We start from the raw sequence: 26,135 nt of genomic DNA, 5'->3' as shown, positions 1-26,135 counted from the left end.
CCTCGCCCCGGCATTACGGAAACGCTTCGGCGATTTACAGCCGGACCAGGGTGCCGCTGTAAGATTTATGTCTCTGTTTACAATCGAATCGCTGTAACAATACGTAGGCCGGGTAAGCGCAGCGCCACCCGGCATGTCACCGCACTACAGCCCTTTCAGCAGCTTGTCCACAAACTCCGGCACCACTTCGCTCGCCAGCCCGTAATGCTTCTCTTCAAATTCGCTGCCCACCTGGCTCGGCTCAAGGTTTAGCTCAACCGTGTGCGCCCCGTGCAGCCGCGCTTCGTGTACAAACCCTGCTGCGGGGTAAACATGGCCCGACGTGCCGATGGCGATAAACACGTCCGCCATCGCCAGCGCGCTGTAGATATGGTCCATGCCGAGCGGCATTTCACCAAACCACACCACGTGCGGGCGCAGTCGGGACGGGAACTGGCAGCAGTGACAGCGATCGTCCGGCTGCACGTCGTCCGTCCAGTCCAGCACCTGGCCGCTTGTGGCGCAGCGCACTTTTAACAGCTCGCCGTGCATGTGAAGAACGTTGTGGTTCCCGGCGCGTTCGTGCAGGTTGTCGATGTTCTGGGTGACCAGCATAAAACGATCCCCCAGCGCCTCTTCAAGCCGCGCCAGCGCCAGATGGGCCGCATTGGGTGCGACCTCCGGCTGCTGAAGCTGTCTGCGGCGGGCGTTATAGAATTCCTGCACCAGTTCGGGGTCGCGGGCGAAGCCTTCCGGCGTCGCCACGTCTTCGACGCGGTGCTCCTCCCACAGGCCGTCTGCGGCACGGAAGGTACGAATGCCGGACTCGGCGGAGATCCCCGCCCCGGTCAGTACCACTACTCTGGGTTTATCCATCGCTTCTGGCATGATTCTGTCTCTGAAAAAGATCCGCTGGCGCAACCGCTCGCGCAAACGGCGTTTGTTTTTACGAAAACGGCTGAGTCGACCCTGGCGACGCGACAGCATAAGAACCTCGTAGACTAATCGGTAAGATGAAGGAAGGCGGCTCCGCGCATTCCTCCTGCGTCCCCGTGACGCGCGCGTTCAATGCGCGGCACGCGGGCGACCGGCAATAAATGTCGGGGCAAACGCCCGGACAGCTGTTCCGTAATCGCAGTAAAGTTTGATAATCCGCCCCCTATCACCAGCAAATCGGGGTCAACGATAGTCAGGATATTCCCCAGACACACCGCCAGCAAATCCAGGTAACGCGTAACGTGCTCTCGCGCCTGTTTATCGCCCTGCTCCCACAGCGTAATGATCTGCGGGGCCTCAAGTTTCTGATGATAGAAGTGTTCGTATAGCCACGCAAACCCGCGGCCGGAGAGGTAGTTTTCGATACAGCCGTGCTGGCCGCAGCCGCAGCGCGTCAGGGGAAAATCACGCCCGACAACCTCAAGGGCATCAACCGGCAGACGGATGTGGCCGAACTCGCCGGTAATATAGCTGCGCCCGGTAATCGGCTTGCCGTTAACCACAATCCCCCCGCCAACGCCCGTGCCGAGGATCAGCCCCATCACCAGTGGATACTGGCGAAATTCATCGTCCCAGGCTTCGGAGAGGGCAAAACAGTTGGCGTCGTTGTCTAAACGCACGTCGCGTTCAAGGAGAGCAGAAAGGTCGGCGCGCAGCGGTTTCCCGCTGGCGGCGGGCACGTTGGCGGCGTACAGCGTGCCGTCGTCGGTTTCGGGCATCCCCGGAATGCCGATCCCTACCGTGCCCTTAACGCCAAAGCGCGCATCGGCCTGCGCCACCAGCGCGGCAATGGCCGCTAAAAATTCGTCGTAGCCGTCGCACGGCGTGGGAACGCGGGTTTCCCACTGCAATTTGAGATTTTCATCAAATACGCCGAGCGCAATTTTGGTGCCGCCAATATCAAATCCATAATACATAACGCATTCCTCTTTCGACCTGGCGGCCCGAAAGCCGCTAGATCGTGACGTAATTACTGGCCACTTAGTACCCTCGCCGGATCGATTCGGCTTGCGCGACGCGCCGGATACCAGCTTGCCAGCAGACTCAGTAAAAGTGCTGTAACCAGCACATAAATAACGTCCAGCCAGTGCAGTTCAGACGGCAGGAAGTCAATAAAATAGATATCACCCGACAGGAACTGATGGCCGATGAGCTTTTCAATTCCGTTAATAATTGGCGTCAGCTGGAGCGACACCACCACGCCTATCACTACGCCGCACAGGCTGCCAAACAGCCCGGCCAGCAGACCGTACCAGACGAAGATGGCGCGAATAAGACCGTCTTTAGCCCCGAGGGTGCGCAGCACGGCGATGTCGCCGCTCTTGTCTTTTACCGCCATCACAAGCGTCGACACGATATTGAAACAGGCGACGCCAATCACCAGCACCATCGCCAGATACATAATCGCGCGGATCATCTGAATGTCGCGGTACATATAGCCGTAGGTGCCAATCCAGCTCTTGATGTAGACATAGTTGTTGGTCACGCTGCCCGCGTCACGCACCAGCTTGTTGGCGTTGAAAACGTCGTTGACCTTGATGGCGATGCCCGTCACGCTCTCGCCCATGTCGAGATACTGACGCGCGTCGTCCAGCGGCACCATTGCGAAGCTGTGATCGAGCTGGCCGCTCAGCTGGAGTATGCCGGTGACGTGCAGACGCACGCGTTTCGGCTGCTGCAATTTGTGGTCAGCGCTGGCGTTCGGGATCATGATCGACACCCAGTCGCCCTGCTTCACCTTCAGCGCATCCGCGACCCCTTTGCCGATAATGATTTGCTGCTCGCCGGGCTTAAAGCTCTCCCACGCGCCGTTCTGCACGTATTTCGGCAGGGCGCTCAGGCGCGATTCCTGCTGCGGATCGACTCCTTTCACCTGAATGGCGCGCAGGTTCACCCCGCTCTCCACCAGCCCGGTAAAGTTGATATACGGTGCGGCGGCGGCAATGCCCGGCACCTTTTCCACTTTATTGAGCGCGTCGTTCCAGTTCGTCCACGGCTGATTCACCGGCTCGATTTCGCCGTGCGGCACCACCGCCAGAATGCGGTTATTCAGCTCGCGCTCAAAGCCGTTCATGGCGCTTAAGCCCACAATCAGCACCGCCACGCCCAGCGCGATCCCCACGGTGGAGATAACCGAGATGAGCGAGACCATGCCGCTGCGGCGACGGCCCCGGCTAAAGCGTAAACCAATGAGTAACGATAACGGTGAAGCCATTACTCCGCTCCCATCAGCGTCAGCTCGGCGTTGAGATGACCATCGCGCATCTCAAGCTGGCGTCCCATGCGTTTTGCCAGTTGCAGATCGTGCGTCACCACCAGGAATGCCGTGCCCTGTGAGGCATTCAGCTCGCCAAGAAGCTGGAAGATGCTGTCGGCGTTGCGCGCATCGAGGTTACCGGTGGGTTCATCCGCCAGCACCAGACGCGGGTTATTCACCAGCGCACGGGCGATCGCCACGCGCTGGCGCTCGCCGCCGGACAGTTCGGACGGACGGTGGCTGCCGCGATGCCCGAGACCCACCGCTTTCAGCATCGCCTCCGCACGGGCGTTAATTTCCGCCGGTTTCTTTTTGCCAATCAGCAGCGGCATGGCGACGTTTTCCAGCGCCGTGAAATCCGGCAGCAGGTGGTGGAACTGGTAGATAAAGCCCAGCTCGCGGTTACGCAGCTCGGCTTTTGCCGTCGAGGACATTTTGCTTAACGGCTGACCGGAAAAAATCACATCCCCTTCGCTCGGCGTATCCAGCCCGCCCAGCAGGTGCAGCAGGGTACTTTTACCGGAGCCGGAGCTGCCGACAATCGCCATCATCTCGCCTTCACCCACGCTAAAGCTGACATTGTGCAGCACGTCAGTCTGCACCGAGCCTTCCTGATAGCGTTTGGACAGGTTGTCGCATTGCAACAGGATCTTATTCATAACGTAAAGCCTCAGCGGGTTGAGTGGCGGCAGCGCGCCAGGAAGGATAAAGCGTAGAAAGCAGCGCAATGGCCATCGCGGCCAGCGCAATACCAATCACCTGGAGCGGTTCGATAGCGACCGGCAGCGCCGCGCCGTCAAGCAGTGCCCCGATAATCGGCATTAAATTGTTTAACTGGCTGGCAAGCAGCGCGCCTAGTACCGCGCCCAGCAGCGCACCGATGATCCCGGCGCTGGCCCCCTGGACCATAAACACCGCCATGATCTGGCGCGGCGTCAGCCCCTGGGTTTGCAGAATGGCCACTTCGCCCTGCTTCTCCATCACCATCAGCCCCAGCGAGGTGATGATGTTGAAAGCGGCGACCGCCACGATCAGGCTCAGCAGCAGCCCCATCATGTTCTTTTCCATGCGCACGGCCTGGAACAGCTCGCCTTTACGGTCGCGCCAGTCCTGCCATTTTGTGCCTTCGGGAAGTTTTTGCTGGCTGAGGGTGTCCACCTTCAGCGGCGCGTCGAGCCACAGACGCCAGCCGGTGATATTGCCCGCCGGATAGCGCATCAGGCGCGAGGCGTCCTGAATGTTCACCAGCATCTGATAGCCGTCGACTTCGCTGTTCGCGGCAAAGGTGCCGATCACGTTGAACAGGCGCTGGCTCGGCAGACGCCCCATCGGGGTAAACTGGCTGGCGGAAGGCACCATCACGCGCAGCTGGTCGCCACGGTTGACGCCAAGCTGCCCGGCAAGCTGTTCGCCGAGGATCACGTTGTACTGGCCCGGTGCCAGATCGGTCTGTTTAACGTTCACCAGATAAGGCGTCAGCGGATCGTTTTGCGCCGGGTCGATACCCAGCATGACGCCCACCGCCACGCTGCGGGCGCTTTGCAGCACCACGTCACCGGTGGTTAACGGCGCAACGCGCGTGACGCCCTGTAACTTCGCGGCGCTTTCGGGCAGCTGCTGCGGGTTAACGGAGCCGTTAGACGAGGAAAGGACGGCCTGCGGCATCAGCCCCAGGATGTTGTTTTGCAGCTCGCGCTCGAAGCCGTTCATCACGGAAAGAACCGTCACCAGTGCCATCACGCCAAGCGTAATGCCAATAGTCGAAAGCCAGGAGACAAAGCGACCGAAGCGGTCCGCGGCGCGCCCACGCATGTAACGTAAGCCTATGAAAAGTGCGACAGGTTGATACATGAAATCCGTCTGTTTGCTGATAGCAGACCCACGAGTATATAAGCGAATCCGCTAAGCGTAAATGACTGAAACCGTAAGCTTTGGTAATCATTTTTCCGAAAAATTCAGATAAATCAGGATGCTACTTGCCGATGCTCTCTGCGGCGGCCTCCACCTTTTCTGAAAATCGTCCTGATACAGACTCTTACCCATTACATCGCCGTCCCCTTCGATCAGGATCGCAGGTTCGTTTATGGCAAAACAGGTATCGGCTTCCGATGAAACAAAAAGCATTATGGATTAACCAGATAAAGGGATTATGCATCTGTCTGGTGGTGATTTATCATTCGGTTATCACCTTTTATCCGCACCTGACCGGGCTTCAGCACCCGCTTTCCGGCCTTCTCGCCAAATGCTGGGTCTATTTTAATCTCTACCTCGCGCCGTTTCGGATGCCGGTATTTTTCTTTATCTCGGGCTATTTGATCCGCCGCTACATCGACGAAGTGGACTGGCGCACCAGCCTGGATAAACGTATCTGGAGCATTGTCTGGGTGCTGGCGCTGTGGGGCGTGCTGCAATGGCAGGCGTTGAGCCACCTGAATGTCTGGCTGGCTCCCGACCGCGAGCTTGCCACCTCGTCGAACGCGGCGTACGCCGATTCGGTGCCGCACTTTATTCTGGGTATGCTCACCGCCAGCACCAGCCTCTGGTATCTGTACGCGCTGGTGGTTTACTTCACGCTGTGCAAACTGCTGAGCCGCTGGAAGCTGCCGGTGCTGGGGCTGCTTGCGCTGGCGAGCGTCGCCATTAACTTCCTGCCGCTGCCCTGGTGGGGCATGAACAGCGTGGTGCGCAACATGATTTACTACAGCCTCGGCGCCTGGTACGGCGCAGAGCTGATGGCGTGGATGAAGGGAATGGTGCTGCGCCGCCGCTGGCTGGCGATTGCCGCTTTTGGCGCGGTGTCGGTGGTGCTGTGGTTTGCCAACGTGCCGCTGCTGCTCTCGCTGCTGTCGATTTTGCTGATCATGAAGCTCTTTTACAGCGTTGAGCAGCGCTACTCGCTGAGCGCCGATAACCTGCTGAACGTGATTGGCTCTAACACCATCGCCATTTACACTACCCACCGAATTTTAATCGAGGCCTTTAGCCTGTTCCTAATTGGCGAAATGAATGCCGCCTACTGGCCGGTCTGGGCCGAGCTTGTGCTTATCCTCGTTTACCCGTTTGCCAGCCTGCTGCTCTGCACGCTGTTCGGGCTGGGCGTACGCAAGGTCTCCACCGCCCTGTTTGGCGATCTGTTCTTCTCCCCGCCCGCTCGCCTGCCCGCCGCTCAGGCCTCGCGCTAAGATTTAGCTCGCCCTTTACAGGGCGAGTTTCCCCTCCGTGCGGTTACGATTTGCTAATACAAAACGATCGCGGATAATAAAGACATTGCGTATCAGTGATATGCCCCAATACTGGGTATACCGATTAAGAGACTCTGACTAAGCCATGCCTGAACACTACCGTTATTCCCTGCCCGGCAAAGCGGGCGACCAGCGCCAGCTGGGTGAACTCACGGGCGCGGCGTGCGCCACGCTGGTGGCCGATATCGCAGAGCGACACCCTGGCCCGGTGGTACTGGTTGCCCAGGATATGCAAAACGCCCTGCGCCTGCACGATGAAATTCGCCAGTTTACCGACAGCCTGGTGTTCAGCCTGGCGGACTGGGAAACCCTGCCCTACGACAGCTTCTCGCCGCATCAGGAAATTATCTCCTCGCGCCTGTCCACGCTCTATCAGCTGCCGACCATGCAGCGCGGCGTGCTGATCGTGCCGGTGAATACCCTGATGCAGCGCGTCTGCCCGCACAGCTATCTGCACGGTCATGCGCTGGTGATGAAAAAGGGCCAGCGCCTGTCCCGCGACGCCCTGCGCGCGCAGCTCGACAGCGCCGGGTATCGTCACGTGGATCAGGTGATGGAGCACGGCGAGTACGCCACGCGCGGCGCGCTGCTCGACCTCTATCCGATGGGCAGCGAGCAGCCGTATCGTCTGGATTTCTTCGATGATGAGATCGACAGCCTGCGCGTGTTCGACCCGGATTCCCAGCGCACCCTGGAAGAGGTTGACTCCATCAACCTGCTGCCTGCCCATGAATTTCCGACGGACAAAACCGCCATCGAGCTGTTCCGCAGCCAGTGGCGCGATAAGTTCGACGTGAAGCGCGATGCCGAACACATTTACCAGCAGGTCAGTAAAGGCACCCTGCCTGCCGGGATCGAATACTGGCAGCCGCTGTTCTTTAACGAGCCGCTGCCCGCGCTGTTTAGCTATTTCCCGGCCAATACGCTGGTTGTGAACACCGGGGATATCGACGCCAGCGCCAGCCGTTTCGAGAGCGAAACCCGCGCGCGCTATGAAAATCGCGGCGTGGATCCGATGCGCCCTCTGCTGCCGCCCGAACAGCTGTGGCTGCGCACCGACGAGCTTAACAGCGAGCTGAAGCGCTGGCCGCGCATTCAGCTCAAAACCGATACCCTTGCCGACAAGGCCGCCAATACCAACCTCGCGTTTAAGACGCTGCCGGATCTGTCGGTTCAGGCGCAGCAGAAATCGCCGCTGGATAACCTGCGCAAGTTCCTCGAATCCTTTACCGGACCGGTGATTTTCTCCGTCGAGAGCGAAGGCCGCCGTGAAGCGCTGGGCGAGCTGCTCGGGCGCATTAAGGTGGCACCAAAGCGCATTTTGCGTCTGAGCGAAGCCAGCGGTAGCGGGCGCTACCTGATGATCGGCGCAGCCGAACATGGCTTTATCGATACGATTAACAACCTGGCGCTGGTTTGTGAAAGCGACCTGCTGGGCGAGCGCGTCGCGCGTCGTCGTCAGGACAGCCGCCGCACCATCAACCCGGATACGCTGATCCGCAACCTGGCCGAGCTGCATCCGGGCCAGCCGATTGTGCACCTTGAGCACGGGGTCGGGCGCTATCAGGGGATGACCACCCTCGAAGCGGGCGGCATTAAGGCCGAATACCTGATGCTGTCCTACGCCAACGACGCCAAGCTTTACGTACCGGTATCGTCGCTGCATCTCATCAGCCGCTACGCCGGGGGCGCGGAAGAGAACGCGCCGCTGCACAAGCTGGGCAGCGACGCCTGGTCGCGCGCGCGCCAGAAAGCGGCGGAGAAAGTGCGCGATGTGGCGGCCGAGCTGCTGGATATTTACGCCCAGCGCGCGGCGAAAAAAGGCTACGCCTTTAAGCACGATAAAGAGCAGTATCAGCTGTTCTGCGACAGCTTCCCGTTTGAAACCACGCCGGATCAGGCCCAGGCCATCAACGCGGTATTAAGTGACATGTGCCAGCCGCTGGCGATGGACAGGCTGGTGTGCGGTGACGTGGGCTTCGGTAAAACCGAAGTGGCGATGCGCGCCGCCTTCCTCGCCGTCGAGAACAACAAGCAGGTGGCGGTGCTGGTGCCGACCACCCTGCTCGCCCAGCAGCACTATGATAACTTCCGCGACCGCTTCGCCAACTGGCCGGTGCGCGTCGAGATGCTGTCGCGTTTTCGCAGTGCCAAAGAGCAGACGCAAATTCTGGAGCAGGCGAGCGAGGGCAAGATCGATATCCTGATCGGCACCCACAAGCTGCTGCAAAGCGACGTGAAGTGGAAAGACCTCGGCCTGCTGATCGTCGATGAAGAGCACCGCTTCGGCGTGCGTCATAAAGAGCGTATCAAGGCGATGCGCTCGGACGTCGATATTCTGACCCTGACCGCCACCCCAATCCCGCGCACGCTCAACATGGCGATGAGCGGCATGCGCGACCTGTCGATTATTGCCACCCCTCCGGCGCGCCGTCTGGCGGTGAAAACCTTCGTGCGGGAGTACGATAACCTGGTGGTGCGCGAGGCGATTCTGCGTGAAGTGTTGCGCGGCGGGCAGGTTTACTATCTCTATAACGACGTTGAAAACATCCAGAAAGCGGCGGACAGGCTGGCGGAGCTGGTGCCGGAGGCGCGTATCGCCATCGGCCACGGGCAGATGCGCGAGCGCGAGCTGGAGCGGGTGATGAATGATTTCCACCACCAGCGCTTTAACGTGCTGGTGTGTACCACCATCATCGAAACCGGGATCGACATCCCCACCGCGAACACCATTATCATCGAACGGGCGGATCACTTCGGCCTGGCGCAGCTTCACCAGCTGCGCGGGCGCGTCGGGCGTTCACACCATCAGGCCTACGCCTGGCTGCTGACCCCGCATCCGAAGGCCATGACCACCGACGCGCAAAAACGTCTGGAGGCGATTGCCTCGCTGGAAGATCTGGGCGCGGGCTTTGCGCTGGCAACCCACGATCTGGAGATCCGCGGCGCCGGTGAGCTGCTCGGCGAAGACCAGAGCGGCTCGATGGAAACCATCGGCTTCTCGCTGTACATGGAGCTGCTGGAGAACGCCGTGGACGCGCTAAAGGCCGGACGTGAGCCGTCGCTGGAAGATTTAAGCAGCCAGCAGACCGAGGTCGAACTGCGTATGCCGTCCCTGCTGCCGGACGATTTTATCCCGGACGTGAACACCCGCCTGTCGTTCTACAAGCGCATCGCCAGCGCGAAAAGCGAGAACGAGCTGGAAGAGATCAAAGTGGAGCTGATCGACCGCTTTGGCCTGCTGCCGGACGCGGCGCGAAACCTGCTCGATATCGCCCGACTGCGCCAGCAGGCGCAGAAGCTGGGGATCCGCAAGCTTGAAAGTAACGAAAAAGGCGGCATGGTTGAGTTTACCGAGAAGAATCACGTCGACCCGATGTGGCTGATTGGCCTGCTGCAAAAGCAGCCGCAGCACTACCGTCTGGACGGGCCGACGCGGCTTAAGTTCACCCAGGAGCTGACCGAGCGCAAAACCCGCATGGAGTGGGTGCGTAACTTTATGCGCCAGCTTGAAGAGAACGCCGTCGCGTAACCCCCTCTCCCCGGCAGTATCCTTGCTGCCGGGGAAACAATTTACAAACTCTTGCAATCCGCCTGGATTTCCCGACACAACCATTCACCATAATTATCGCTAACCGGTTAAATAACAATAACCTTATCATTTATATGGATTATGGTGATGATGACCTCTTCGCGTTTTACCCGCTGGATCGCGCTGTTTGCCCTTGCGGCCACGGTGGCGCTGGCGCTTCCCGCCCGGGCGAACACCTGGCCCCTTCCCCCTGCCGGCAGCCGTCTGGTGGGTGAAAACCGCTTCCACGTGGTGGAAGACAACGGCGGCTCTCTGGAAGCGATTGCCAAAAAATATAACGTCGGTTTCCTGGCGCTGTTGCAGGCTAACCCCGGCGTTGACCCCTACGTTCCCCGCGCGGGCAGCGTGTTGACCATTCCGCTGCAAACGCTGCTCCCGGACGCGCCGCGCGAGGGGATTGTGATTAACCTTGCCGAGCTGCGCCTGTACTACTATCCGCCGGGCAAAAACGAAGTAACGGTTTACCCGATTGGCATCGGTCAGCTGGGCGGCGACACGCTGACGCCAACGATGGTGACCACCGTGTCGGACAAGCGCGCCAATCCGACCTGGACGCCAACGGCCAATATCCGCGCCCGGTATAAAGCCCAGGGCATTGAGCTGCCAGCCGTCGTCCCCGCGGGGCCGGATAACCCGATGGGGCACCACGCTATCCGCCTCGCCGCCTACGGTGGCGTCTACCTGCTGCACGGCACCAACGCGGATTTCGGCATCGGGATGCGCGTCAGCTCGGGCTGTATTCGTCTTCGCGATGACGACATCAAAACCCTGTACAGCGTGATTACGCCAGGCACTAAGGTGAACATTATCAACACGCCGATTAAGGTGTCTGAGGAGCCGGGCGGCACGCGTCTGGTGGAGGTTCACCAGCCGTTATCGAAAAACATCGGTGACGATCCGCAGGTTCTGCCGATTAGCCTGAGCGCGCAGATGGTGAGCTTTAAAACGAATGCCGCGACCAACGGCGAGGTGATGGCGCGCGCGATGGAAGCGCGTTCAGGAATGCCGGTCGACGTGACCCGCCATCAGGACATGCCTCAGCAGTCCCTGTAACTACCCGCATAAAAAAGGCCCCGCAGCGATGCGGGGCCTTTTTTTATAGCAGTGGCATACATAAATGAGGGTTTATGCAGGGCTTATTTGTAAATTACCGCGGTACCGTGAAGGGTGTTTGGACCGGTCACAGAGGTGATGCGGAAAGATTTCGCGCCCATTTCGTCAGCTTTTTGCGCCAGCTGATCTTCCAGAGAACTCAGGTTAGTGCCTGCGGTGGCAGAGATAGTGCCGACTTTATGCTGATCGGCAGGCGTCGACTGAACTTCAACAGCCGCGAAGCTTGCGAAAGACATTGAGCTAAGAACGGCAGCAGCGATGAGGATTTTTACGTTTTTCATGATTTATACCTTTAGGCAGATGATTTGGGGGTCGTTAGTTATTTACTTAACGATCGATAGGTAAATAATAAATGTGATCCAGGTCACGCGTCAACATCTTTTTATAACGACCGTTAAGTTAATTTTAAACCCCTTATTTTTCATACCCATATGATTAATTTATTTTTAACTAATCTGCGCTGGTGGTCACTGGCTATTATTTTTATAATGGTCATTCAACAAACCAACAGAGGACCAACGGCACATGACAACTGACGTAACGAGTTGCGCTAAGAAAAGCCGTGGCCGACCAAAAGTGTTCGACAGGGATGCGGCGCTCGATAAGGCCATGACGCTCTTCTGGCAGCACGGGTATGAAGCCACCTCGCTCTCCGATTTAGTGGAGGCCACAGGGGCAAAAGCACCGACGCTGTACGCTGAATTCACCAATAAAGAGGGGCTGTTCAGAGCGGTGCTGGACAGGTACATCTCGCGCTTCGCGGCGAAACACGAAGCGCAGCTTTTCTGCGAAGAGAAAACGGTAGAACAGGCGTTGCAGGACTACTTCACCGCCGTCGCCACCTGCTTCACCAGTAAAGACACCCCGGCGGGCTGCTTTATGATTAACACCTCCGCGACGCTGGCGGCCTCGTCGAAAGAGATCGCCAATACCGTGAAGTCGCGCCACGCCATGCAGGAAGAAACGCTTTGTACGTTTCTGACCGAGCGTCAGCGTCGCGGGGAACTTCCCGCGCACTGCCACCCGCAGGCGCTGTCGCAGTATCTGAGCTGCATCCTGCAAGGGATGTCGATCAGCGCTCGTGAAGGCGCGAGCCTCGAAAAGCTACAGGGCATTACGCGCACCACGCTGCGCCTGTGGCCAGAACTTATCAAAGCCTGATCCCTGAGGGCGGTTCGCCGCCCTTTCTGTTTCTTATCCCCCTCTTTTCTCACTCCTTTTTAGCCGCATAACCCCCTCATTTTTATGAGGTTGATAATGCGATTTATTCTCTTCATTATTCGCATTTGCGTTTTTCTGTTTACCAATACCTGCTAATAAAAAGAGCTATAGCTCAATAAGGAATGATGATGAAGAAGAGCCTCTGGGTGCTCAACCCTGTGCTGCTCGCGATCGCGATGCCGCTTTACGCCGAACAAACCAATGAAGAGAACCTGATTGTCAGCGCTAACCGCAGCCACCGCACCGTGGCGGAAATGGCGCAGACCACATGGATCATTGAAGGCCGTGAAATTGAACAGCAGGTTCAGGGCGGCAAAGAGTTCAAGGATATTCTCGGGCAGTTAATTCCCGGCATGGATGTCAGCAGCCAGGGGCGAACCAACTACGGGATGAACATGCGCGGCCGCGCGATTGTGGTGCTCATTGACGGGGTGCGCCTGAACTCCTCACGTACCGACAGCCGCCAGCTCGACGCCATCGACCCCTTTAACATCGAACATATCGAGGTCATTTCCGGCTCAACCGCCCTCTACGGCGGCGGCAGTACCGGGGGGCTGATTAACATCGTTACCAAAAAAGGCCAGCCTGAAACTCAGGTCGATCTGGAGCTAGGTAGTAAAACCGGCTTTAACAATAGCGACGACCATGACGAGCGCGTGGCGGCAGCCGTCAGCGGCGGCAACGATAACGCCTCCGGGCGTCTTTCCGTGGCGTATCAGCGTTTCGGCGGCTGGTATGACGGCAACGGGGATGCCCTCACCTTCGACAATACCCAGACGGGACTGCAGCACTCGGATCGCCTGGACGTGATGGGCACCGGCACGATTGAGATCGACGCTACCCGCCAGCTTCAGGTGGTGACCCAGTATTACAAAAGCCAGGGCGACGACGACTACGGGCTTTATCTGGATAAAAACATGAGCGCGGTGACCGGCAGCGGCACGGCCCGCACCCGCAGCGGCTTTAGTTCGGATCGTATTCCGGGCACCGAGCGCCATCTGGTCAGCCTGCAATATTCCGATACCGATTTCTGGGGACAGGAGCTGGTCGGGCAGATTTACTATCGCGACGAATCCCTGCGCTTCTACCCCTTCCCGACGGTGGATAGAAATAAAAACGTCACCAGCTTCGCCGCCTCTGAGCAAAATACCGATCAGTACGGCGCCAAAGTCACCCTTAACAGCACGCCGCTCGACGGCTGGCAGGTGACCTGGGGTCTGGATGCCGATCACGAAACCTTCGACTCCAACCAGATGTTCTTTGACCTGGCGAATTCCGTTCCGTCGGGCGGGATGAATAACCGTTCCATCTACTCTACCGGGCGTTATCCGGGCTACAGCATCACTAACTTCGCCCCGTTCCTGCAAAACAGCTATGACATCAACGACGTCTTCACCCTGAGCGGCGGCGTGCGCTACCAGTGGACCGAAAACCGCGTTGATGATTTCGTGGGATATACCCAGCAGCAGGCTATCGCCAACGGCAAAGCCACCTCGGCGGACGCGATCCCCGGCGGCAAAACCGATTATGACAACGTGCTGTTTAACGCCGGGATCCTCGCGCACATCACCGAGCGCCAGCAGGCATGGTTTAACTTCTCGCAGGGCGTTGAGCTGCCGGATCCGGGCAAATATTACGGCAATGGTTCCTACAGGGCGGCTGATGCGCAGGGCCATCTTGCGCTGATCAAAAGCGTGAACCCGAACGACGCGAAGCTTGAAGGTATCAAGGTCGATTCCTACGAGCTGGGCTGGCGCTACACCGGCGACAGCCTGCGCACCCAGATTGCGGCCTATTACTCGCTCTCTGACAAATCCATCGATATCAACCGCAGCGACATGACGATCGACGTGAACCCGCAGAAGCGCCGCATCTATGGCGTGGAAGGCGCGGTGGATTACTTTATCCCTGAAAGCGAGTGGAGCCTGGGGGGTAATTTCAACGTGCTGAAGTCGGAGATTAATACCAACGGTTCATGGGAGAAATGGGACGTCACCCAGGCCTCGCCGTCGAAAGCCACCGCCTACGTGGGCTGGGCGCCGGAGCCGTGGTCCCTGCGGATCCAGACGCAGCAAACCTTCGACCTGACCGATGCGGCGGGCAACAGGCTGGATGGCTACAACACCGTGGATTTCCTCGGCAGCTATCAGCTCCCGCTCGGCAAACTGTCGTTCAGCATCGAGAACCTGCTGGACAAGCAGTACACCACCGTCTGGGGCCAGCGCGCGCCGCTGCTGTATAGCCCAACCTACGGCAACGCCGCGCTGTATGAGTACAAAGGGCGCGGGCGTACCTTTGGCCTGAACTACGCGCTGACGTTCTAAGGACAAAAAAAGCTCCTCAGCCTGAGCGCGTGAGGAGCTAAATCAAGAGAACATCTTTTTTACGCTCTGTTTTTAAACGTGGTTTTACACTTTATTGTTTAAGACCAACTGACCGTTCCCGTCCAGCGGGATCTGCGTGCCGGGGTCTTTATCCATGCGGATTTTGCCCTGCTGATCGCCAATCTTGTAGGTTACGTCGTAGCCGAGCATTTTTTCTGACTTGTCGTAGACGGTTTTGCAGCGCTGCTGGGTCGTGGTGTAGGTATCGTTGTCCTGCATCGCGCCCTGCACCTGGTTGCCTGCATAGCCGCCGCCCAGCGCACCGACAACGGTCGCGACGTCTTTACCCCGGCCACCGCCAAACTGATGACCAATCACGCCACCCGCTACCGCGCCCAGAACGGAACCGGCGATACGGTTTTCATCCTGCACCGGACGGCGATGCGTCACCGCCACGTTACGGCACTCCTTCCGGGGCGTTTTAACGGACTCTTTAATCGGGGTAGCTGAAATAACCTGCGCATACTGCGGGCCGCGGTCAAGCACGTTCAGACTGGCTACTGCCGCCACGCCTAACGCGGCTGCAACGCCAATCCCTATACCCGCCAACATTGATTTATTCACGGGACTTCCTCCTTTGTTGCCATTGGTAACAATTTTGCAATGCAGAAGTGCCGCCGCCAATCAGATAAAGGATCAAAAACCGAGCATTAAGCCTGTTTAAGAGAACTCTTAAGCAGTCAGGGAGGGAATCACAGCATGATATGCTAAAAACCCCTCCGGAAACCGGAGGGGTAAGAGGATTAGTGCAGTTTGAGGCGAGGACGGATCACGCGGTTAATACGGCCCACCAGCATCATCAGGCCGGTTTTGAAGTAGCCGTGCAGCGCAATCTGGTGCATACGGTACAGGGAGATGTACACGAAGCGGGCGATACGCCCTTCTACCATCATGGATCCGCGCATCAGGTTACCCATCAGGCTGCCCACGGTGGAGTAGTTAGAGAGCGATACCAGTGAACCGTGGTCTTTATAGACGTAGGCTTTCATTGGTTTGCCCTTGCGCTGCGCCAGAATGTTGTGCAGCACGAGGCTCGCCATCTGGTGCGCGGCCTGAGCGCGCGGCGGTACGAAGCCCCCTTCCGGACGTGCGCAGGAGGCGCAGTCGCCAATCGCGTAGATATCCGGATCGCGGGTCGTTTGCAGTGTCGGCTCGGTCACCAGCTGGTTGATACGGTTCGTTTCCAGGCCGCCGATATCTTTCATGAAATCAGGCGCTTTGATCCCTGCCGCCCAGACCATCAGATCGGCCTTAATGTACTCGCCATCTTTGGTATGCAGACCGCCTTCGTCGGCGCTGGTCACCATCGTCTGGGTCAGAACGCGAACGCCCAGCTTGGTTAGCTCATTGTGCGCCGCACCGGAAATACGCGGCGGCAGCGCAGGCAGAATACGCTCGCCCGCTTCCACCAGCGTCACGTTCAGCGCTTCGCTGGTCAGCCCTTTATAGCCGTAGCTGTGCAGCTGTTTAACCGCGTTGTGCAGCTCGGCTGACAGCTCAACGCCCGTCGCCCCGCCGCCCACAATCGCGATGTTAACCTTGCCGTTTGCGCCCAGGTTGCTGGAGTATTTCAGGAACTGGTTCAGCATCTCCTGATGGAAACGACGCGCCTGGTGCGGGTTATCCAGGAAGATGCAGTTTTCCTTCACGCCCGGCGTGTTGAAATCGTTCGACGTACTGCCGAGCGCCATCACTAGCGTGTCGTACGGCAGCTTGCGCTCCGGCACCAGCAGCTCGCCTTTGTCGTCACGCAGCTCTGCCAGAGTAATGGTTTTGCTTTCGCGGTTAATATCCATCACGGAACCCAGCTGGAACTGGAAGTGGTGATTACGCGCGTGGGCCAGATAGCTCAGCGCATCCACGCCCTCATCCAGCGAACCGGTTGCCACTTCGTGCAGCAGCGGTTTCCACAGGTGGCTGTGGTTACGATCGACCAGCGTAATTTTGGCTTTTTTGCCGCGACCCAGCTTTTTACCCAACTGTGTCGCCAGCTCCAGCCCGCCAGCACCACCGCCTACAATCACTATCTTTTTCAATGGTGTAGTCAACGTGACCCCCTCAAATTATTAACCAATTGTTAATTAAAAGTTATAACAATAACCCTTATTTAACAACAGGTTACAGCACTGAAACCATTCAGGTGTATTGAGAATAGCACGCGCGGCGCATTGGTCATACCAAAATTGATGTGCATCAAGTTTTGATGATGGATATTTGTACAACTTTAGCAAAAAGAAAGCCCGGCAAGCTGACGCCGCCGGGCCTGAGAGGTTCACCAGTGGGCATCAGCCCAGCGTTTTAAAGGCTTTGATGCGTTGCAGGTGGGGAGAGATGTTCTTGAACTTGTGGCCCTGCTCTTCGTCCCAGACGATTTCGTAGTAATGATGTAACAAATCGGCAGCACGATCGCTGTTCAGCGCTTCGTCGTTACGCGACAGGATGACCAGACAGCGATCGCGATTCTTTTCACGGAAGTTACTCACGCATTTGGTGGCGATATCCGCGTACTCTTCCGGGCGGTCGATCTTGCCTTCCATATTCTCATGGGGGAACAGGTTCGGGTTGAACACCACCTGGCGAATATCACACAAAAATCCGATGCGTTCAGCCCAGTATCCGCCCAGTCCCACGCCGCAAATCAGCGGACGATCGTCGACGTTGAGCTGCAACATCTTGTCCACCTCTTTGAGCAGATGCTGCATGTCATGCTTCGGATGGCGCGTGCTGTAGCTAATCAGCCGGACATCCGGATCGATAAACTGCAATTGCAGCACCTTCTCATGGTTACCAGGGCTGTTTGAGTCAAAACCGTGTAAATAGATGATCATTGTCTTCTCACCAGGTTACGCCTTTCGGGAGGAATTAAAGGCCTGCTTTATGTGCCAGCCAGCGCTCGTTCAGCGCCTCAAGCTCTGCATTGACCGTCTTCCAGCGCGTGGAGCCCATCAGCTCCTGACGGCTAAATGAACCTTTATGATACAATTGTGTAACACGCTCAGCATTGATCGGCGACAGGTTATCCAGCACGCTGACCGCACCTTTACGATTATTGCAGACCAGGATCATATCGCAACCCGCATCCAGCGAAGCCTGACCGCGCTCGGCGTAGCTGCCCATGATCGCCGCCCCTTCCATCGACAAATCATCAGAGAAGATCACGCCGTTAAAGCCTAACTCCTGACGCAGCACGGTTTTCAGCCAGTGCGGAGAGCCGCTTGCCGGGCGCGGATCAACGTCGCTGTAAATTACGTGGGCAGGCATGATGGCGTCGAGTTTGTTATCGGTAATCAGCGAGCGGAAGACCGACATGTCTTTGGCGCGGATCTCCGCCTCAGGGCGCGGGTCGCGCGGCGTTTCTTTGTGTGAATCCGCCGTCACCGCGCCGTGTCCCGGGAAGTGCTTGCCGGTGGTTTTCATGCCCGCGTCGTGCATCCCGTCGATAAAGCGCGTTGCCATGCCCAGCGCGATACGCGGATCCTCATGATACGAGCGCTCGCCGATGGCGGCACTGATATGCCCCACGTCCAGCACCGGCGCGAAGCTGATATCAATATCCATCGCAATCATTTCGCTGGCCATCAGCCAGCCTGCGTCCTGCGCAAGCCTGCCGCCCTCTTCCGTACTCAGCAGTGCAGCAAAAGACTGCGCCGCAGGCAGGCGGGTGAAACCGTCGCGGAAGCGCTGTACGCGACCGCCTTCCTGATCTACCGCCACCACCAGATGATTACGCGACGCGGCGCGGATCTGGCGCACCAGCTCGCGCAGCTGCGCCGGGTCGTGATAGTTGCGCGTAAACAGGATCAGGCCGCCCACCAGCGGGTGCGCCAGGATCTCGCGCTCCTCCGCATCCAGTTCAAAACCTTCCACATCCAACATAACCGGACCCACACGAACCTCTCTTATCCTTTAGTTTGTAACTGGCGCCAGACGTCATCTGCCAGCGCGATAAAATGTTTGTCATTTGACTGCTGAAAGCGCATTTCAAACCAGCCCGCCATCAGCATAAGTACCCAGGGCCGCCAGCGCCGGACCTGACGCGCAAGCACGGTGTTATCCATCTTCGACCTTGTGGCATAGGCGCGGATCAGCTGCATGCGCGTGGCGTCATCCGGCGTCCAGACCGCCGCCAGCTCAAGCGCCACATCCCCATCTCCGGCATATTCCCAGTCGATGAGCCGTGGCCCATTTGCTGTGTGAACGATATTCCCGGCATGGACATCCATATGCAGCGGTGCCAGCCGTAGCGGCTGCGGCTCCCCCGTTTTGCGAAGCGTTTTGAGCTGCCTGAGCCAGAACGGCGTTCGCCGTGAGGGGGATGCCTGCTGCCAGTACTGTTCGAGCAGCGGCAACAGCGTTACCCGCCAGCCCAGCCGCCGCTGCCGGTGCAGATGATACAGCATGTCCGCGAGCACGGCAGGCTCCGGCAGCCCGGATTTGATCTCACCCGCAACAAACGCGACCGCCATCCAGCCCTGCATAAAGAAACAGGGTTTAGGAACGATATCGGCGGGAAGACGCCTGAGCGCGCGAAACTGGCGGCGGAAGTGGGAGGATGGCGCAGTGCTGTCGTGGTGCTGGCGCAGCACCAGCCGGTGCTCGCCCTGCTCAATAATGCAACTCGCGCCGCCAAGCCCGGAAGGGGCCTGCGGCGCGAGAAGGCGGTACTGCGGGAAATAGCGTGACAGGATCGCGTCACGCGTACCGTTACTGTTGCGAAACGGCACCTTTACCTGACCAGATAATTTCGCCCGTCTGCACCAGCATCAGCTGCATTTGCAGCGCTGGCGTGTTCACATTCCCGGTGGCGTTAGAGTACAGCACGTACTGTGCGCCAACGTTACGGGCAATCCCCATCGCCTTGCTGCGGGAACCGAGGCTATCCTGCGGCGACAGGCCAAGCTGTTGCTTCGCCACGGACAGCTGCTGCGAGGAAACCAGCGTGAACTTGCCGTTGTTGGCGAGCGCATTGCGCAGGGTTTCCGTTGCTTCACCCGCATTTAACGAACCGTTAGTGCGGTTGTTGACGCTGTCCACCAGCAGCACGCTGCCCGGCGTGACGCCTTGCGCCTGCAACATTTTGCCCACCATCGGCTGCATTGCACCGTTCCAGTCGTAATGACGAACGCGCGGTGCAGGCTGCGCCGTGGCATCCGGATTCACAATCGGGCCAGGCTGCGTCGGAATACTCGGCACCGATGGAACGACCGGCACCGGCTGCTCAGGCGTTGGCTGGGCAGGTTGTTCCGTACCCGGTTTGGCCTGATCGACAGGCGCTGGTTCTTCCGTGAGGGTCACACACCCGGCAAGAACGAGTGCGAAAACGCTCAGGAGCGCATAGCGGCTCATATTTTTAATCAAGGATCACCCCTTAAAGATAAAGATACAGTCTCACCTTATGAGCACCCAGTTGGTTCGCGCTGCCGTACAGCGTGACCGACGCCCTTGCCGGAATGGTCACCGTGCGCGTCGCTTCCAGTGGATGCATTTCAAGGCCTCTGACGTCATACCAGTAGAAACGATAGTTCACCGTTACTGGTTCATTTCTTTCGTTATAAAGCCTGGAGGACGCGGAAGCCTGAATTTCACTCATCGTCAACGAAGGTGGTTCTGCCGTAATCCCTGCGGCCAGAGCGGAGGATTCCATCACCAGCGTCTGTTCGTCACTGACCGGGATCGCCGGACGCGCACTGCATCCCGCGAGCACCAGCACCATTACAAGCGCAGCAAAACGCCCTCTAAGCATGTCAAAGACCTTTATGTGCCAGCATCGGCCCCAGCGGACGTCCACCCAGCAGATGCATGTGAATGTGATAAACTTCCTGACCGCCATGGCGATTACAGTTCATGATCAGGCGATAGCCGTCTTCCGCAATCCCCTCCTGCTCCGCAATTTTTGCAGCCACAGTGAGCATACGACCTAAAGCCACTTCGTGCTCGGTTTTCACGTCATTTACGGTTGGAATCAGAATATTGGGAATAATAAGGATGTGCGTCGGTGCCTGAGGTGAGATGTCCCGGAATGCTGTGACCAGCTCGTCCTGATACACGATATCCGACGGAATTTCGCGACGGATAATTTTACTGAAAATCGTTTCTTCAGCCATGACCTTTTCCTTTTTTGTTTAATCTGGCGTGGTGTGCCTGCCGGTAACACACAATGGTGCTATTACGGTGTGACACAACTCAAGAGTATGAGCGACTTTCTCCTGTCCTTTCAACCTTCTCCCGTGATTTCTTTCCTTATTATCCGACAGCTGGCTGGAGAGTGAGCACTCTTACAGACCAATTCTATGAAACATAATTTCATTTGCATTTGAAACATCTGTTTACAGCGATAATCTCAATGCGTATATTTCGCATTTGCATTTTCATGCGCATTTTAAACATAGAAAACGACTTCAGCCCGCGCCTGCGGGACTGACGCACACAACCTTCACCATTCATTAAGGGTTTGATGATGTCTTTCATTAATCACACCAGGGATGGGCAACGTATGCCTGCCACCGCGCCTTCCGTGCTGGCTGCCTGCATTGCTATGGCATTGATGCCAACCGTAAGTTTCGCCGAGACCGCCGCCGCAGAGGACACCGTTGTCGTCGACGGCGGGTTTGATAACGCACAGGATCCGCTGGAGGGCCAGGCCCAGGATTACAGCGTAAAAACCACCACCACCGGGACCAAACTGCTGTTAGTCCCGCGCGATATCCCCCAGTCCGTCAGCGTGATCAGCCAGCAGCGTATGCAGGATCAGGAGCTGAATACCATCGGCCAGGTGCTGGATAACACGGTTGGCGTGAGCGCGTCCCACATTGATACCAGCCGCACCAACTATTACGCGCGCGGCTTCTTCATCAGCAACTTTGCGTATGAAGATATGCCGACCTTCCTCGACAACCGCTGGAACTTTGGCGATACGGCGGGCGATACGGCCATCTTCGACAAAATTGAAGTGGTGCGCGGCGCGGCCGGGCTGATGAGCGGTACGGGCAACCCGTCCGCGTACGTGAACATGGTGCGCAAGCACGCCGACAGCAAAGAGTTTAAAGGCTCGGTGTCCGCCACCTACGGTAGCTGGGACAAGCAGCGCTACGTGCTGGACGTTCAGGCTCCGCTCACCGAATCCGGCAACGTTCGCGGTCGTGCGATCGCGGGCTATGAAGATAAAGACTCCTGGGTTGAGCGTAACCACTACCGTAAAAAGTTCGTTTACGGCGTTGTCGATGCGGATCTGACCGACTCCACCACCCTTTCTCTGGGGTATGACTATCAGGAAAGCGAAGAGGACAGCCCAACCTGGGGCGGCTTCCCTTCCCTGTTTAGCGACGGCAGCAAAACGCACTTCCGCCGTGGCTTTAACACCGCCGCCGACTGGACGTACTCTAACCAGGACTCCACGAAAGTCTTTGCCAACCTGAGCCAGCGCTTCGATAACGGCTGGGAAGCTAAAGTGAACGCCATGCATGCTGAAACGAACTTCGACAGCAAGCTGATGTACATCGACGGGTATCCGGACAAAACGACCGGCCTGTACGACTCTTCCCTTTTCCAGGGCGCATGGGGCGGCTGGAACCGGGGCGAGCGTAAGCAGGACTCCGTGGACGCCTTCGTGCGCGGCGGGTACGATCTTCTCGGCCGCCAGCACGAGCTGATGCTGGGCGGGAGCTACAGCCGCCAGCGCAATAACTACGACAACTCCTACCCGGTCAACGATAACTACGGCCTGATGGACGTGGGCAATATCTACGACTACAACGGTAAGCTGGCCAACCCTGCCTGGTCTGATTTTGCGCTTTATCAGCGCGACGTGATCCGCCAGAAATCGGTGTACGCCGCGACCCGACTCTCTCTTGCCGATCCGCTGCACCTGATTCTGGGCGCGCGTTATACGGAATGGAGCGCGAAATATAACCTTGAGCGCAAGCCGGACGAAATCCGCAACGCGAAGTTCCACGACGTCACCCCGTACGCCGGGCTGATCTACGATATTGACGATACCTGGTCCGTCTACACCAGCTACACCTCTATCTTCCAGCCGAGCGGTCAGCGTGATGTGAACAGCAAGTTCATCGATCCGACCACCGGTAAGAGCTATGAAGCGGGCGTGAAAGGCGACTGGTTCAATACCCGCCTCACCGCCTCCGTCGCGGTCTTCCGCCTGGAGCAGGACAACGTGGCGGTATCAACAGGCACGACCATTCCTGGCTCAGGTGGACAAACGGCGTATAAATCCGTTGATGGCACGGTCAGCAAAGGTATCGAGTTCGAGCTGAACGGCGCGCTGACCGACAACTGGCAGCTGACCTTCGGCGGAAGCCGCTACATTGCCGAAGATGAAGACGGTAACGCGGTTAACCCTCAGCAGGCGCGTACCACGTTTAAGCTGTTTACCCGCTATCAGCTGCCAATGCTGCCTGAACTGGCCGTCGGCGGCGGCGCGCGCTGGCAGAATAAAACCTGGTATGACTTTGAAACCCCAGGGCCGCAGGGCGTCACGAAGATCACCCAGGACGGTTATACCGTTGTCGATCTCTTTGCCCGCTATCAGGTCACCAAAAACTTTGCGGTACAGGGCAACCTGAACAACGTGTTCGACGAAGAGTACTATGACTATCTGGGTACCTACGGCGTGTACGGCGCACCGCGTAACTTCTCGGTGAGCGGAACCTATAGTTTCTAAGCGGTCAGTTATGACAAAAGGAGCCGGGAGGCTCCTTTTTTTGTGCGCGTTTTTGCCGGGTGGCGCGTCGTTTACCCGGCCTGTGCCGCACCCAATAAAAAAGGCAGCCATTCGGCTGCCTTAGTCTCCCCTGTCACTGATTAGTTGTTGCGGATGTACTCATCCATCTCAGTTTTCAGGTTATCGGATTTAGTACCGAAGATTGCCTGAACACCAGAACCTGCAACAACCACACCTGCCGCGCCCAGTTTTTTCAGGCCAGGCTGGTCGACTTTCGCCACATCAGCAACGCTCACGCGCAGACGAGTGATACACGCGTCCAGGTTGGTGATGTTGTCTTTACCGCCGAAAGCAGCGATCAGAGCTGGCGCCATCTCGCTGGTCGCGCCCGCTTTGCTGTCTTCGGTTGCATCTTCACGACCTGGGGTTTTCAGGTCCAGCGCTTTGATCAGCACGCGGAAGATGGTGTAGTAAGCCACCGCGTAGCACGCACCCACGATTGGGAACAGCCACAGCTTGCTGCTGTTACCGGACAGAACGATAAAGTCGATCAGACCGTGTGAGAAGGACGTACCGTCACGCATACCCAGCAGGATACAGATTGGGAACGCCAGGCCAGCCAGTACAGCGTGAATGATGTACAGGATTGGCGCAACGAACATGAAGGAGAACTCGATCGGCTCGGTGATACCGGTCAGGAACGAGGTCAGCGCGGCGGAGATCATGATACCGCCCACTTTTGCACGGTTCTCTGGTTTAGCAGAGTGCCAGATCGCAATCGCAGCAGCCGGCAGGCCGTACATTTTGAACAGGAAGCCACCGGACAGTTTGCCTGCGGTTGGGTCGCCTGCCATGTAACGTGGGATATCGCCGTGGAACACCTGACCTGCTGCGTTGGTGTATTCACCAATCTGCATCTGGAATGGAACGTTCCAGATGTGGTGCAGACCAAACGGCACCAGGCAGCGCTCGATGAAGCCGTAAATACCAAACGCCACAACCGGGTTCTGGTAAGCCGCCCACTGAGAGAAGGTCTGGATGGCAGAACCGATTGGTGGCCAGATGAAGGACAGGACCACGCCAGTGAAAATCGCTGCCAGACCGGAGATAATCGGAACAAAGCGCTTGCCCGCGAAGAAGCCCAGATACTCAGGCAGCTTGATGCGATAGAAGCGGTTGAACATATAGGCTGCAATCGCACCGGAGATGATACCGCCGAGAACACCGGTATCCGCCAGGTGTTTAGCTGCGATCTCTTCAGCAGGTAAATGCAGAACCAGCGGCGCAACCACAGCCATGGTTTTCACCATGATGCCGTAAGCAACCACTGCGGCCAGTGCGGATACACCGTCGTTATTGGTGAAGCCCAGAGCAACACCGATAGCGAAGATAAGCGGCATGTTAGCAAAAACAGAACCGCCTGCTTCTGCCATCACGTGGGAAACTACGGCTGGCAGCCAGCTGAAGTTAGCAGAACCGACGCCCAGCAGGATACCTGCGATTGGGAGTACGGATACTGGCAGCATCAGCGATTTACCGACCTTTTGCAGGTTAGCAAATGCATTCTTAAACATAATTGAGAGTGCTCCTGAGTATTTGTGCTTTTTTTACGCTTTTCACGCATTGGCCCGGGGGGAGTACCGTGCCGTGGACAGGACATCTAAGCGCCCTTTATTTATTACACAGAGTAAAATAAATCCCTGCGACTTTGTTTGACGGCTATCACGTTTCGGCTTAAGACGAATCAAAAACTTTCAGATATTTACAAAAGTTATGTCTGGATGTGTCTAAAAACACCGTCACCGCCCTAAATAAGGCGGTGAACTTTACTCGCTTTGTTTATTAATTACGAGCCTAAAAAAAACAGGTATTTCAGACAGACTGGAGGCGGGCGGGGTCGATGTGGAACAGGCTGGCGAAGTTTTCCGTGGTCACGCGAGCCAGCTCTTCAATGCTGACGCCCTTAAGCACGGCCATATACTCAGCCACATCCCTCGTCATGGCTGGCTGATTTTCTTTACCGCGATGCGGTACCGGTGCCAGATAAGGAGAGTCTGTTTCCACCAGAATACGATCGAGGGGGACATAGCGCGCCGCATCGCGAAGCTGCTCGGCGTTACGGAACGTCACAATCCCCGAAAACGAGATATAAAACCCCAGGTCAAGCAGCTTACCCGCCGTTTCTCTGTCTTCTGTGAAACAGTGTAGTACGCCACCGCAATCCGTCACCTTTTCTTCCTGAAGGATCGCCAGCGTATCGGCGCGCGCATCACGGGTATGAACGATAACCGGCTTGTTCAGCTCGCGACCAATACGGATGTGGTTGCGGAAGGACTCCTGCTGGCGCGGTTTCGTTTCCGGGGTGTAAAAATAGTCCAGCCCGGTTTCACCCATCGCGACAACGCCCTCTTCCGCCGCCAGACGGCGCAGATCCTCAACATCGTACGCTTCATCCTGATTCAGCGGATGAACGCCGCAGGAGAAGACCACGTTATCGCGTTCGCCCACAAGGTCACGCATCGAGCGATACCCCGGCAGCGTGGTGGCTACGGCAAGGCAGAATTTCACGTCGCGGGCGGCGGCTTTCGCCAGTACATCGTCCACGTTTTCATGCAGGGATTGGTAATCCAGGCCATCAAGATGGCAGTGTGAGTCGACTAAAAACATAATGTCT

General features: G+C 57.5%; 22 protein-coding genes. 6 read left to right on the top strand and 16 right to left on the bottom strand.

The features are described 5' to 3' along the window. Window positions 1-144: 144 nt before the first annotated feature. The 5 genes from cobB to lolC are packed head-to-tail and all read right to left on the bottom strand — an operon-like array spanning window position 145 to window position 5,083. On the bottom strand, window positions 145-966 hold the full coding sequence (gene cobB / locus ACSVHP_RS19055; protein WP_234673578.1) for a Sir2 family NAD+-dependent deacetylase: 822 nt from the start codon (window positions 964-966) through the stop codon (window positions 145-147). A 14-nt stretch (window positions 967-980) separates the two neighbouring features. Continuing rightward, window positions 981-1,892 (bottom strand): N-acetylglucosamine kinase, encoded by a 912-nt coding sequence (gene nagK / locus ACSVHP_RS19050; RefSeq protein WP_447552715.1) that lies wholly within the window; start codon window positions 1,890-1,892, stop codon window positions 981-983. 53 nt (window positions 1,893-1,945) lie between these two features. Then, window positions 1,946-3,190, bottom strand: coding sequence for a lipoprotein-releasing ABC transporter permease subunit LolE (lolE, locus tag ACSVHP_RS19045; protein ID WP_417314713.1), 1,245 nt, complete (start codon window positions 3,188-3,190; stop codon window positions 1,946-1,948). Then, the gene (lolD, locus tag ACSVHP_RS19040) at window positions 3,190-3,891 is read right to left on the bottom strand and encodes a lipoprotein-releasing ABC transporter ATP-binding protein LolD (RefSeq protein WP_447552714.1); all 702 of its coding nucleotides are present in this window, start codon (window positions 3,889-3,891) and stop codon (window positions 3,190-3,192) included. Before lolD ends, lolE begins: the two co-directional genes overlap by 1 nt. Further along, on the bottom strand, window positions 3,884-5,083 hold the full coding sequence (gene lolC, locus ACSVHP_RS19035; protein WP_234673574.1) for a lipoprotein-releasing ABC transporter permease subunit LolC: 1,200 nt from the start codon (window positions 5,081-5,083) through the stop codon (window positions 3,884-3,886). The genes lolD and lolC overlap by 8 nt, the downstream gene beginning before the upstream one ends. Before the next feature lie 257 nt (window positions 5,084-5,340). On the opposite strand from lolC, the gene ACSVHP_RS19030 reads away from it, so the two are divergent. From ACSVHP_RS19030 to ldtC, 3 genes are all read left to right on the top strand, one after another. Next, a complete protein-coding gene (locus ACSVHP_RS19030; RefSeq protein ID WP_447552713.1) occupies window positions 5,341-6,414 on the top strand; it encodes an acyltransferase family protein in 1,074 nt (357 codons plus the stop codon). A gap of 145 nt (window positions 6,415-6,559) precedes the next feature. Further along, window positions 6,560-10,006 carry a transcription-repair coupling factor gene (gene mfd / locus ACSVHP_RS19025; RefSeq protein ID WP_447552712.1) on the top strand — a complete coding sequence of 1,149 codons (3,447 nt, stop codon included), beginning with the start codon at window positions 6,560-6,562 and terminating at the stop codon, window positions 10,004-10,006. Window positions 10,007-10,153: 147 nt separating this feature from the next. After that, the gene (gene ldtC / locus ACSVHP_RS19020) at window positions 10,154-11,119 is read left to right on the top strand and encodes a L,D-transpeptidase LdtC (RefSeq protein ID WP_447552711.1); all 966 of its coding nucleotides are present in this window, start codon (window positions 10,154-10,156) and stop codon (window positions 11,117-11,119) included. Window positions 11,120-11,202: 83 nt separating this feature from the next. Here ldtC and bhsA read toward each other — a convergent pair whose 3' ends face one another. Then, complete coding sequence (bhsA, locus tag ACSVHP_RS19015; RefSeq protein WP_447552710.1) at window positions 11,203-11,460, bottom strand: multiple stress resistance protein BhsA; 258 nt, start codon at window positions 11,458-11,460, stop codon at window positions 11,203-11,205. A gap of 244 nt (window positions 11,461-11,704) precedes the next feature. Between bhsA and ACSVHP_RS19010 the strand changes: the two genes are divergently transcribed. Together ACSVHP_RS19010 and ACSVHP_RS19005 are read left to right on the top strand one after the other, a co-directional pair. After that, a complete protein-coding gene (locus ACSVHP_RS19010) occupies window positions 11,705-12,340 on the top strand; it encodes a TetR/AcrR family transcriptional regulator (RefSeq protein WP_447552709.1) in 636 nt (211 codons plus the stop codon). 188 nt (window positions 12,341-12,528) lie between these two features. After that, complete coding sequence (locus tag ACSVHP_RS19005) at window positions 12,529-14,724, top strand: TonB-dependent siderophore receptor (RefSeq protein ID WP_447552708.1); 2,196 nt, start codon at window positions 12,529-12,531, stop codon at window positions 14,722-14,724. An 84-nt stretch (window positions 14,725-14,808) separates the two neighbouring features. Here ACSVHP_RS19005 and ACSVHP_RS19000 read toward each other — a convergent pair whose 3' ends face one another. The 8 genes from ACSVHP_RS19000 to hinT all read right to left on the bottom strand — a co-directional run bounded on the left by ACSVHP_RS19000 (window position 14,809) and on the right by hinT (window position 20,888). Continuing rightward, window positions 14,809-15,348, bottom strand: a complete 540-nt coding sequence (locus tag ACSVHP_RS19000; protein WP_234673567.1) for a glycine zipper 2TM domain-containing protein — start codon at window positions 15,346-15,348, stop codon at window positions 14,809-14,811. A 179-nt stretch (window positions 15,349-15,527) separates the two neighbouring features. Then, window positions 15,528-16,832: an NAD(P)/FAD-dependent oxidoreductase gene (locus ACSVHP_RS18995; protein ID WP_234673566.1), complete on the bottom strand. Its 1,305-nt coding sequence runs from the start codon at window positions 16,830-16,832 to the stop codon at window positions 15,528-15,530. Between the two features lie 237 nt (window positions 16,833-17,069). Further along, window positions 17,070-17,612, bottom strand: a complete 543-nt coding sequence (gene ycfP, locus ACSVHP_RS18990; RefSeq protein ID WP_234673565.1) for an alpha/beta hydrolase YcfP — start codon at window positions 17,610-17,612, stop codon at window positions 17,070-17,072. 34 nt (window positions 17,613-17,646) lie between these two features. Next, a complete protein-coding gene (nagZ, locus tag ACSVHP_RS18985; RefSeq protein ID WP_417313909.1) occupies window positions 17,647-18,672 on the bottom strand; it encodes a beta-N-acetylhexosaminidase in 1,026 nt (341 codons plus the stop codon). Window positions 18,673-18,683: 11 nt separating this feature from the next. Beyond that, window positions 18,684-19,508: a thiamine kinase gene (thiK, locus tag ACSVHP_RS18980; protein WP_447552707.1), complete on the bottom strand. Its 825-nt coding sequence runs from the start codon at window positions 19,506-19,508 to the stop codon at window positions 18,684-18,686. After that, entirely contained in the window at window positions 19,489-20,139 is a 651-nt protein-coding gene (lpoB, locus tag ACSVHP_RS18975; RefSeq protein ID WP_447552716.1) for a penicillin-binding protein activator LpoB, read from the bottom strand. The genes thiK and lpoB overlap by 20 nt, the downstream gene beginning before the upstream one ends. A gap of 13 nt (window positions 20,140-20,152) precedes the next feature. After that, window positions 20,153-20,527, bottom strand: coding sequence for a YcfL family protein (locus tag ACSVHP_RS18970; RefSeq protein ID WP_447552706.1), 375 nt, complete (start codon window positions 20,525-20,527; stop codon window positions 20,153-20,155). 1 nt (window position 20,528) lies between these two features. Beyond that, complete coding sequence (gene hinT / locus ACSVHP_RS18965) at window positions 20,529-20,888, bottom strand: purine nucleoside phosphoramidase (protein WP_006809243.1); 360 nt, start codon at window positions 20,886-20,888, stop codon at window positions 20,529-20,531. 353 nt (window positions 20,889-21,241) lie between these two features. Between hinT and fhuE the strand changes: the two genes are divergently transcribed. Next, window positions 21,242-23,461, top strand: coding sequence for a ferric-rhodotorulic acid/ferric-coprogen receptor FhuE (gene fhuE, locus ACSVHP_RS18960; RefSeq protein WP_447552705.1), 2,220 nt, complete (start codon window positions 21,242-21,244; stop codon window positions 23,459-23,461). Window positions 23,462-23,601: 140 nt separating this feature from the next. Here the strand turns inward: fhuE and ptsG are convergent, their stop codons facing one another. Next, the gene (gene ptsG / locus ACSVHP_RS18955; protein ID WP_234673559.1) at window positions 23,602-25,035 is read right to left on the bottom strand and encodes a PTS glucose transporter subunit IIBC; all 1,434 of its coding nucleotides are present in this window, start codon (window positions 25,033-25,035) and stop codon (window positions 23,602-23,604) included. 298 nt (window positions 25,036-25,333) lie between these two features. Next, window positions 25,334-26,128 carry a metal-dependent hydrolase gene (locus ACSVHP_RS18950; RefSeq protein WP_417316049.1) on the bottom strand — a complete coding sequence of 265 codons (795 nt, stop codon included), beginning with the start codon at window positions 26,126-26,128 and terminating at the stop codon, window positions 25,334-25,336. Window positions 26,129-26,135 lie beyond the last annotated feature (7 nt).

The sequence above is a fragment of the Enterobacter sp. 186315 genome (assembly GCF_053290175.1).
This window is presented reverse-complemented; position numbering and strand designations above follow the sequence as displayed.